The 10,121-nt window shown below is 74.2% G+C and carries 7 protein-coding genes; 3 read left to right on the forward strand and 4 right to left on the reverse strand.

The window, feature by feature from the left end:
* Positions 1-11: 11 nt before the first annotated feature.
* From ACFYXK_RS15490 to ACFYXK_RS15500, 3 genes are all read left to right on the forward strand, one after another.
* A complete protein-coding gene (locus ACFYXK_RS15490) occupies positions 12-1,115 on the forward strand; it encodes an AMP-binding protein (protein ID WP_389411580.1) in 1,104 nt (367 codons plus the stop codon).
* On the forward strand, positions 1,115-2,524 hold the full coding sequence (locus ACFYXK_RS15495) for an aldehyde dehydrogenase family protein (RefSeq protein ID WP_389411581.1): 1,410 nt from the start codon (positions 1,115-1,117) through the stop codon (positions 2,522-2,524). Before ACFYXK_RS15490 ends, ACFYXK_RS15495 begins: the two co-directional genes overlap by 1 nt.
* Positions 2,525-2,690: 166 nt before the next feature.
* Positions 2,691-3,860 (forward strand): acyltransferase family protein, encoded by a 1,170-nt coding sequence (locus tag ACFYXK_RS15500; protein ID WP_389411582.1) that lies wholly within the window; start codon positions 2,691-2,693, stop codon positions 3,858-3,860.
* Between the two features lie 117 nt (positions 3,861-3,977).
* Here the strand turns inward: ACFYXK_RS15500 and ACFYXK_RS15505 are convergent, their stop codons facing one another.
* The 4 genes from ACFYXK_RS15505 to ACFYXK_RS15520 are packed head-to-tail and all read right to left on the reverse strand — an operon-like array spanning position 3,978 to position 10,102.
* Positions 3,978-5,198, reverse strand: a complete 1,221-nt coding sequence (locus ACFYXK_RS15505) for an NAD(P)/FAD-dependent oxidoreductase (RefSeq protein WP_389411583.1) — start codon at positions 5,196-5,198, stop codon at positions 3,978-3,980.
* Entirely contained in the window at positions 5,195-6,586 is a 1,392-nt protein-coding gene (locus ACFYXK_RS15510; RefSeq protein ID WP_389411584.1) for an FAD-dependent oxidoreductase, read from the reverse strand. Before ACFYXK_RS15510 ends, ACFYXK_RS15505 begins: the two co-directional genes overlap by 4 nt.
* On the reverse strand, positions 6,583-8,718 hold the full coding sequence (locus tag ACFYXK_RS15515; protein ID WP_389411585.1) for a molybdopterin oxidoreductase family protein: 2,136 nt from the start codon (positions 8,716-8,718) through the stop codon (positions 6,583-6,585). Before ACFYXK_RS15515 ends, ACFYXK_RS15510 begins: the two co-directional genes overlap by 4 nt.
* A complete protein-coding gene (locus ACFYXK_RS15520) occupies positions 8,711-10,102 on the reverse strand; it encodes an MFS transporter (RefSeq protein WP_389411586.1) in 1,392 nt (463 codons plus the stop codon). The genes ACFYXK_RS15515 and ACFYXK_RS15520 overlap by 8 nt, the downstream gene beginning before the upstream one ends.
* Between the last annotated feature and the right edge of the window lie 19 nt (positions 10,103-10,121).

Genomic DNA, 10,121 nt, shown 5'->3' on the forward strand with positions numbered 1-10,121 from the left:
GAAGGAGCATTGTGTCCATCGTTGATCCCTTGCTGGAATTTCCACTCGACACCCAGCCGGACCCCGACGAATTCCTGCGCGCCGCCCTGCGGTGGCATTTCTCCCCGGAAACGGGTTCGCCGTTCTGGCTGGAACGCGCAGGAACTCTCGGATTCGATCCGCTGACCGACATCGGCGGATTCGCCGACCTGGGCAGGTTTCCCAACCTCGCCAACGAACTGCGCCACGTACGGGCCGAGGACCTCATACCCCGCGGTTACGGCGAGAAGCCCGAGGTCGTGGGCGTCTACGAGAGCGGCGGCACCACCGGTGCACCGAAGCGCATCGTCCTGCTCCGGGAGTGGCTGGACCGGCTGCTCGCCTGGAGCAGCGCCCAGCTGGACCGCCACGGCGTCCCGCAGAACGTGAACTGGCTGGTCGTCGCGCCGACGGGGCCCCACATGGTCGGTGACGTGATCAAGCGGCAGACCGCCTTCCGCGGTGGCCTCGCCTTCACCGTCGACCTCGACCCGCGCTGGGTCAAGAAGTTGATATCCGACGGCAAGGGCGCCGAGGCCGGCGCGTACGCCGAGCACATCGTCGACCAGGTCGCCTTCCTGCTGCAGACCCAGGACATCGGCGTCCTGATGTGCACGCCGCCGGTCCTGGAGCGCCTCGCCCGCCGCGAGGACCTCGCCAAGCTGATCGACGAGAAGGTCAAGGCGATCAACTGGGTCGGCACCCAGATGGACGCCGACACCCGCTACCTGTACCGCACCGAGGTCTTCCCCAAGGCCCACCTGTACAGCGGCTACGGCTCGACGATGATCCTCGGCAACGCCAGCGAGCGCCCGGGCCTGTCCGACGACGACCCGTGCATCTACGACCCCTTCTCCCCCCACATGATCTTCGACGTGGTCGACCCGGAGACCCGCGAGACCGTCCCGTACGGCGAGCGCGGCCAGGTCGTCATGCACCACATCAGCAAGAGCCTGTTCATGCCGAACAACCTCGAGCGCGACTACGCGACCCGGGTGCCCGCCCCCGAGGGCATCTGGCAGCTCGGGGACTCCGTGGCGGACATCGCCCCGGTCCAGGAGTTCGACAACGAGACCGTCATCGAAGGGGTCTATTAATGAGCGCGGGGAGCGGCGGCAGCGCCGGGAGTACCGGCGGCGCCGGCCTGATCACGCTGGACGCACTCGGGCCCTCCGGACCCTTCCGCGCCCGCAAGCGCATGACCGTCACCGATGTGACGGGCGCCCCGGTCGCCGAACTCAGCCTGGTCCCGAAGCTGTTCGTGACCCGCGCGATGGACGCCCTGCGCAAGGCCGGCTCGCTGCCCGCCGACGAGCGGACGGCAGCGCTGGCCCGCGCCGGGAAGATCTTCGCCGAGGAGACGATCGACGGGCTGTCGTTCGCCGAGTACGAGCACACCGTCGCCCGGGTCTCCGGCGTGCCCATCGGCGTCGTGCAGGCCGCGACCGCCGCCATCATCGAGGCGACCGAGCAGTCCCGGTTCGCCGCGTACCAGGCCCGGCCGACCGGCGCGGTGGACGACTGGCGCGCCGGGGAGACCCGTACGGGCAGCGCCGTGTGGACCCGGCGCGGCGACGTGTTCGCCGTGCACGCCGCCGGCAACCACCCCGGTCCGCACTCGCTGTGGGTCGAGGCCCTCGCCCTCGGCTACCGCGTCGCGGTGCGGCCCTCGCGCCGCGAGCCGTTCACCCCGCACCGGCTGATCTCGGCGCTGCGGGCCGCCGGCTTCGGCAACGACCAGGTGGTGCTGCTGCCCACGGACTACGAGGCCGCGGACGAGATCCTGCGCAGCGCGGACTACGGCCTCGTGTACGGCGGCGACGACGTCGTGCGCAAGTACGCGGGCACCAACGTGCTGCCGCAGGGCCCGGGCCGCTCCAAGATGCTGGTCCCGGCCGGTGTCGACTGGCGCGACCACCTCGACACGATCGTGGACTCCATCAGCCACCAGGGCGGTGTGGCCTGCATCAACGCCACCACCGTGCTCGTCGACGGCGACCCGGCGCCGCTCGCCCGGGCCATCGCCGAGCGCCTCGCCACGATCCCCAGCCTGCCCCCCGAGGACGCGAAGGCCGTCCTCGCGGTGCAGCCGGTGGAGGGGGCGCGCGCCATCGAGAAGTTCCTGCTCGCCAAGGCGGCCGGGACCACCGCGCACCTCGGCGGCGACGGCATCGTGGAGGAGCTCGGCGACGGCAGCGCCGTACTGCGCCCGGCCGTGCACGAGCTGGCGCGGCCGGACGCCGAGCAGGCCGGCATCGAACTGCCCTTCCCCTGCGTGTGGGTGGCCCCGTGGTCGCCCGCCGACGGGATCGGCCCGCTGCGCAACTCGCTGGTGCTGACCGCGTTCACGCAGGACGAGGTGCTGATCGACGCGCTGCTCCAGGAGCCCACGATCAGCAACGTCTACCTGGGCGACCACCCGACGTACTGGATCAGGCCGGGCGTTCCGCACGACGGCTACCTCGGCGAGTTCCTGATGCGGACCAAGACCGTCATCCGCGACTGACGCACCGAACGGGTCCGGGCCTCGGCCCGGACCCGTTCACGCACGGCACTCCGCCGCGTGCGCACAGGTCTCCCGCCTTCCCCTTCTTCCCGTCACCCAGTCATCCCGTCACCCACAAAGGAGCGTATTTGTCATGTCCATGAATGGAACGGCAGGGTCCAGACCTGTGAGACCGCCCCGGCTCCCCTCGCTGACCGGACTCCGCTTCCCCGCGGCCCTCCTGGTCTTCTTCTTCCACGCCTCCCTCGGGGTGCCGTGGATCCGCCTCTTCGAGGACGACGCGGCGAACGACGCCTTCGCCAGGTACGCCTCGCAGGCCGGCGCGCTCGGCGTCACCTTCTTCTTCGTGCTCAGCGGCTTCGTCCTGACCTGGTCGGCCCGCGAGCAGGACACCATGCGGGCCTTCTGGCGCCGCCGCTTCGTCAAGATCTACCCGAACTACGTGATCACCTGGGCGCTCGCGCTGCTCACGTTCGCGGCGGTCATGACGAAGCCCTGGCAGGCCGTGGTCAACCTGCTCATGGTGCAGGTGTGGGTACCGGACTTCGCCACCAACTTCAGCGTGGACCCGCCCAGCTGGTCGCTCGGCGCCGAGGCGATCTTCTACCTCGCCTTCCCGCTGCTGTTCCTGCTGATCAAGAAGATCGACCCCGCGCGGCTGAAGTGGTGGATAGCCGGCGTCGTCGCCGCCATCTGCCTCACCCCGACGCTGACCTACGCGGTCATCCCGGGCGGCGGCATGCAGATGCCCGGCGCCGACGGCACCTCGACCGTGCAGTACTGGTTCGCGTACGTCCTGCCGCCCGTCCGGCTGCTCGACTTCGCCCTCGGCATCCTGGTCGCCCGCGCCGTGATGGCGGGCCGCTGGCGCAACATCGGCACGACCTGGTCGGCGCTGCTGCTCGCCGCGAGCTACGCGGTCGCCATGAACGTGGAGCACCTGTACGCGCAGCGCTCGGTCACCCTCGTCCCGATCGTGCTGCTGATCGCGGCCGTCGCCACGCGCGACGCGGAGAACAAGCCGACGCCGTTCAACAACCGGTTCATGATCTGGCTCGGCGAGATCTCCTTCGCCTTCTACCTGCTCCACTACATCGTCCTGGCCTACTCCCGGGACCTGCTGGGCGACCGGCTCTACTCGACCCCGGTCGCCGTCGCCCTGATCGCCGCCCAGATCGTCGTCGCGGTGCTGCTGTCCTGGGCGCTGTACGCGTGGGTGGAGGCGCCGATCACGCGCCGCTTCTCCAGCTCCCGCAAGGCCAGGGCGGCGAAGGCCGCGGCGGCCGAGGCCGCCGTCCGGGGCGACTCCGAGGGCCGCACCCTCGAGACCGTCTGACCCCTGCGCGTTCCACCGCACGGCCGCGCCGCCCCCGCCGGCGCCCCACCGGCCCTGCCCTGCGCCGCCCTTCGGGTTCCCGGGACCCCGAAGGGCGGCGTCCTGCGTCCGGCGCCCTCAGGCCGCGCCGGCCAGCAGCCGGTGGGCCGCCGCGGGCAGGCCCAGGCCGACGTAGGGGCGCAGCTCGCCGTACGCGCGGGCGTCACCGACGAGGATGCCGCCGAGCAGGGTGCGGCAGTCCGCGTCCAGCACGAGCTTCGCGTACGTACCCGCCGCCTCGTCCAGCCGGCTCAGCTCCACGGCGCCCGCGGCGGCCGCATGGGCGTCCCCGAAGCTCGCCACCTCCACACCGAGCAGCTTGAGCCGGGTCGACAGGTCCGCCTCCCCGAAGGGCTCCCCGCCCAGGCCCAGTAGCTGCCGGGCGACGGAGGCCGCCATCCGGTAGCCCGGTGCGGCCAGCCCGTGGCAGCGGCCCGACACGGCCGCGCACTCGCCGATCGCCCAGATCCGCTCGTCCCGCGTCCGGCACAGCTCGTCGACCAGGAACCCGCCGCGCTCGCCCGTGGCCAGGCCCGCAGGGCCCGCGAGCTCGTCCCGCGGCCGCACCCCCGCCGAGAACACCACGACGTCCGCCTCGAGGGTGCTGCCGTCGGCCAGGACCACCGAGGCCACCCGGCCGTCGGGGCCCGCTTCGAGCGCCGCCGTCGCCACACCGCAGTGGATCCGCAGCCCGCGCTGCGCCACGCGCCGCCCGAGGACGCCGCCGCCGGCCGCGTCCACCTGCAACGGCATCAGCCGCGGGGCGAGTTCCACCACGTGCGGCTCCATGCCGAGCAGCCGCAGCGCGTTCGCGGCCTCCAGACCGAGCAGCCCGCCGCCGATCACCACGCCGGGGCGGCCCGGCACGGCGGCCGCGCGGAGCGCGTCGAGGTCGCCGAGCGAGCGGTACCCGAAGCAGCCGGGCAGGTCGCGACCCGGCACGGGCGGCACGAACGGCCGCGAGCCGGTGGCCAGGACGAGCGCGTCGTACGCGACCACGTCGCCGGCGGTGGTGGTCACGGTGCGCGCCGCCCGGTCCACGGCGGCCACGCCGGTGCCCAGCCGCAGCTCCGCCGGCGGGTCGTCCGGGGATCCGGGCCCGGCCAGGGCCAGGTCCGCCGCGCTGCGGCCGTCGAGGTACGAGGACAGCGCGACCCGGTCGTACGCGGGATGCGGCTCCTCCCCGAGCACCACGATCCGCCAGTCCCCGGCGGCATCGAGGCCCCGCAGCTCGGCGACGAGCCGGTGGCCGGCCATGCCGTGCCCTGCGACGACGAGGGTACGAGCGGTACGGGTCATGACGTGCTGCCCCCTTCGGGCCGTACGGCGGCACACAGTGCGCGGACGACGTCCGTGCAGCCTCCGCAGCCGGTGGTGGCGCGGGTGGCCGCGGCGATCTGCGCCAGGTCGGCGGCGCCGGCCCGGCAGGCCTCGGTGACGGTGTGCTTCCTGACGTTGTTGCAGCGGCAGACCACCGCGTCGCCGGGGAGTTCGCCGGCCCCCGGCGCGGCCGGTGCGATGCCGAGCAGGAGCTCCAGCCGCCCGGCCGGCACCGGCAGGCCGAGCTCGTACAGCCGGCTCACGGCGGCGATGGCCCGCGGCAGCCCCAGCAGGACCGCCCCGGTGATCCGCTGCCCGTGCAGGGTGAGGCGGGCGTACCGGCCGCGCGCCGGATCGGTGAGCGCGACAACCTCCGCGCCCTCGGGGTCCGGCCCGCCCGGGCCCAGGCGGACCAGGTCGACGCCGGGCACCCGCAGCCGGGTGATCTGCCGGGTGCCGCCGTACTGCGCGGCGCTGCCGGTGAGCTGCCGGGCCAGCGACTCCGCCTGCGCCCAGGCGGGTTCGAGGTGCCCGGCGGTGTCCTGCGGGTGCTCGGCGCAGTCGCCGACGGCGTGGATGCGCGGGTCGTCGGTGCGCAGCAGGCCGTCGACGACCACGCCGGTGCGCACGGTGAGCCCGGCCCGGCGGGCGAGCCCGGTCTCGGGGACCGTGCCGGTGCCCAGCAGCAGGGTGTCGGCCGCGAGCACCAGACCGTCGTCGAGGGTGAGCTTGCCGGGGCAGTACGCGGCCGCCGTACGGCCCGCACGGACGTCCACCCCGAGGTCTTCGAGGCGCCGGGTGAGCAGCGCGCCCGCGGCGGCGTCCAGGTACCGGTGCAGCGGATGCGGCCCGCGGTGGACGAGGGCCACCTCGTGCCCGGCCCGGCGCAGCGCGGCGGCCGCCTCGACCCCGAGCAGCCCGCCGCCCAGGACGACGGCGGCCCCCGGGGGCGCCGCGGCGCACCGCTCGGCATCGGCGAGGGTCCGCAGCGCCGTCGCGCCCTCGGCCGGCAGCCCCGGGATGCGGGGGACGGCCGGGCGGGACCCGGTGGCCAGGACCAGCGTGTCGTAGCGGTGCACGGAGCCGGCCGTGCCGTCGGTGCAGTGGACGAGCCGGCGCGCGCGGTCGATCCGGGTCACGGTGACCCCGGTGTGCAGGCGGACGCCCGCGGGCAGCGCGGGCAGGGCGAGGGCGGGGGCCGGCAGCGTCCCGTCCAGGACGGAGCCCAGCAGCGCCCGCTGGTACGGGGCCTCGTGCTCGGCGCCGAGCACGGTGATGCCGCCCCGGTGCCCGTGGTGGTGCAGCCGCTCCGCGAACCGCTGCCCGGCCGGGCCGGCGCCGACCACCAGCACCTCGCCCGCGCTCACCCGTGCACCGCCTCTGCCGGCTCGATCCGCACCGCGCACACCTTGAACTCCGGCATCTTGCTGCGCGGGTCGAGCGCCGTACCGGTGATCAGGTTGGCCCGGCCCGCCCCGGCGAAGTGGAACGGCAGGAACACCGTGTCCGTCCGCAGCGAGGGGACCAGCCGGACCCGGGCCAGCGTGCTGCCGCGCGCCGAACTCACCCGGGCCCAGCCGCCGTCGGCCAGCCCGTGGCGCCCGGCCGTGTCGGGGTGCACCTCCACGAACGCCTCCGGCGCGGCCGCGGCGAGCTCCGGGACCCGTCGGGTCTGCGCACCCGACTGGTACTGGGCGAGCACCCGCCCGGTCGTGGCGTACAGCGGGAACGCGGCGTCGGGCGTCTCGGCGCCGTCGCGGTGCTCGACCTCGGCGAACCGGGCCAGCCCGTCCGGGTGGGCGAAGGCGTCGAGGAACAGGCGCGGGGTGCCGGGGTGCGCCGCCTCGTCCTCGGCGGTCTGCGGGCACGGCCAGTGCAGCGCTTCTCCCGCGTCGAGCCGCTCGTAGCTGATGCCGGAGTAGTCGGCGCGCCCGCCCTGCGAGGCCCGCCGCAGCTCCTCGAACACCTCGCGCGGCGCGGCCCGGAAGCGTTCCGCGGGCTGGCCGAGCCGGACCGCGAGGCCGTGCAGCACCTCCAGGTCGCTGCGTGCCTCGCCGGGCGGAGACAGCAGCCGCCGCCTGCGCAGCACCCGGCCCTCGAGGTTGGTCATCGTGCCCTCCTCCTCGGCCCACTGGGTCACGGGGAGGACGACGTCCGCCAGCTGCGCGGTCTCGGACGGCACGAAGTCGGCCACCACCAGCAGGTCCAGGGACTTCAGCCGCTCCCCGATCCGGGCCGCGTGCGGCGCCGAGACCACCGGGTTGGAACCGAAGACGAGCAGGGCGCGCGGCCCGCCGTCCGTGCCGAGCGCGTCGAGGAGTTCGTACGCACTGCGCCCGGGGCCCGGCAGTGCGTCCGGATCCACCCCCCACACCGCGGCGACGTGGGCGCGCGCGGCGGGGTCGGTCAGCATGCGGTAGCCGGGCAGCTGGTCGGCCTTCTGGCCGTGCTCGCGCCCGCCCTGGCCGTTGCCCTGGCCGGTCAGGCAGCCGTAGCCGCTGCCCTCGCGGCCGGGCAGTCCGAGGGTGAGCGCGAGGTTGATGAACGCGGCGACCGTGTCGGTGCCCTTGCTGTGCTGCTCGGCGCCGCGCCCGGTCAGCACGTACGCCCGCTCCGCGCCGGCCAGCAGCCGGACCGCCTCGCGCATGTCGGCGACCGGGACCCCGGTGACCCGCTCCACCCGCTCGGGCCACCAGGCGGCGGCCCGTGCCCAGGCGGCGTCGAAGCCGGTGGTCCGCTTGTTCCGGTAGCCCTGGTCGGCGTGCCCCTCGACGACGGCGAGGTGGAACAGGCCGAGGGCGAGCGCGAGATCGGTGCCGGGCGTCGGCTGGAGGTGCAGGGCGGCGCCCTCGGCGGTGGGGGTGCGGCGCGGGTCGATGACGATCAGGTCCGCCCGGCCGAGGTGGCGCATCAGCGGCGGCATGGTCTCGGCCGGGTTGGCCCCGGCGAGCAGGATCACGTCCGCGCCGCCGAGGTCGGTGACGGGGAACGGCAGGCCCCGGTCGAGCCCGAAGGCCGCGGAGCCGGCGGCCGCCGCCGAGGACATGCAGAACCGGCCGTTGTAGTCGATCTGGCTGGTGCCCAGCGCGACCCGGGCGAACTTGCCCAGCTGGTAGGCCTTTTCGTTGGTGAGCCCGCCCCCGCCGAACACGCCGACCGCGTCGGGGCCGTGTGCGGCGCGGATCTCCCGCAGCCGGGCGGCGATCGTGTCGAGCGCGGCCTCCCAGGTGGCGGGGGCGAGCACGCCGTCCGCGTCGCGCACCAGGGGGCGGGTGAGCCGCCCCGGGGTGTCCAGCAGCGCGGGCGCCGTCCAGCCCTTCTGGCACAGCCCGCCCTGGTTCACCGGGAACTGCGTCGGCTCGACGGTCGTACGGCCTGCCGCGTGCGTGAGCCGCGTACCGCACTGCAGCGCGCAGTACGGGCAGTGCGTGACGGCCTCGGCGGGTGCGGTGGCCTCGGAGGATGCGCTGGCCTCGCAGGACGCGGTCGTGTCAGACACGGGAGGCCCCGGTCCGCACGCGCTCCGGCGCGCTCTCGCCGGCCGGCCGCCTGCGCAGGTAGACCGCCCAGGTGACCAGGACGCACACCAGGTAGAAGCCGAGGAAGGCGACGAAGGCGGGCTCGCCGGACCCGGCGGGGCCGCTGTACGCGCTGCGGAAGACCAGGTTGACCGCGACCCCGCCGAGCGCGCCCACCGCGCCCGCGATGCCGATGACGGCACCCGACAGCCTGCGGGCCCGGGCGAAGGCGGCGCTCGCGTCGAGGCCGGAGGTGACCTCCTCCTCCGCCTGCCGGGCGAAGACGGCGGGGATCATCTTGTACGTCGAGCCGTTGCCGATGCCGGTCAGCACGAACAGGGCGGTGAACCCGGCTACGAAGAGCCCGTAGGAGCCCTGCGCCGAGGCCAGCAGCAGAACCGTGGTGCCGGCCGCCATCGCGCAGAACGTCAGCAGCGTGACCCGGGCACCGCCCCACCGGTCGGACAGCAGCCCGCCCACCGGCCGGAACAGCGAGCCGAGCAGCGGCCCGAGGAAGGTGTACGAGGCGGACTCGAGCGGGGTGGCGCCGAACTGGCTCTGCAGGACCAGCCCGAAGGCGAAGCCGTAGCCGATGAACGAGCCGAACGTGCCGACGTAGAGGAGCGAGATCCACCAGGTGTGCGGGTTGCGGGCGGCCTCGCGCTGGGCGCCGGGGGCGCTGCGCACGGCCGCGAAGTTGTCCATCTTCAGGGCGGCGAGCAGCGAGGCCGCCACGATGAGGGGGAGGTAGACGGCGATGACGTACGCGGGGTGGGTGCTGCCCGCGGTGGCGATGACGAGCAGGCCGATCAGCTGGATCGCGGCGACCCCGAGGTTCCCGCCGCCCGCGTTGATGCCGAGGGCCCAGCCCTGGAGGCGCTGCGGGAAGAGGGCGGTGATGTTGGTCATCGAGGAGGCGAAGTTGCCGCCGCCGACCCCGCCGGCGGCGCCGATCAGCAGGAACACCCACAGCGGGGTTCCGGGGCGCTGCACGAAGTACAGGGCGGCGAGGGTGGGGACGAGCAGGACGGCCGAGGCGAACGCGGTCCAGTTGCGGCCGCCGAAGCGGGTCACGGCGTAGCTGTAGGGGAGCCGCAGGGCGGCGCCGACGAGGGTGGGGACGACGACGAGCAGGAACTTCTGGGCGGGGGTGAAGCCCAGGCCGATCGCGGGTGACATGAAGAGCACCAGGACCGACCACATGCTCCACACGGAGAAACCGATGTGCTCGGAGAGGACGGAGAGGATCAGGTTGCGGCGGGCGGTCTGCTTGCCGGAGCGCTGCCAGAACTCCTCGTTCTCGGGGTCCCAGTCCTCGATCCAGCGTCGGGTTGCCGGCCGTGCGGGCCGTGCGGGCGGCGTCATGGCTTCTCGGCTTTCTGTT

The organism is Streptomyces sp. NPDC002209, from assembly GCF_042890265.1.
Taxonomy (GTDB): Bacteria; Actinomycetota; Actinomycetes; order Streptomycetales; family Streptomycetaceae; genus Streptomyces.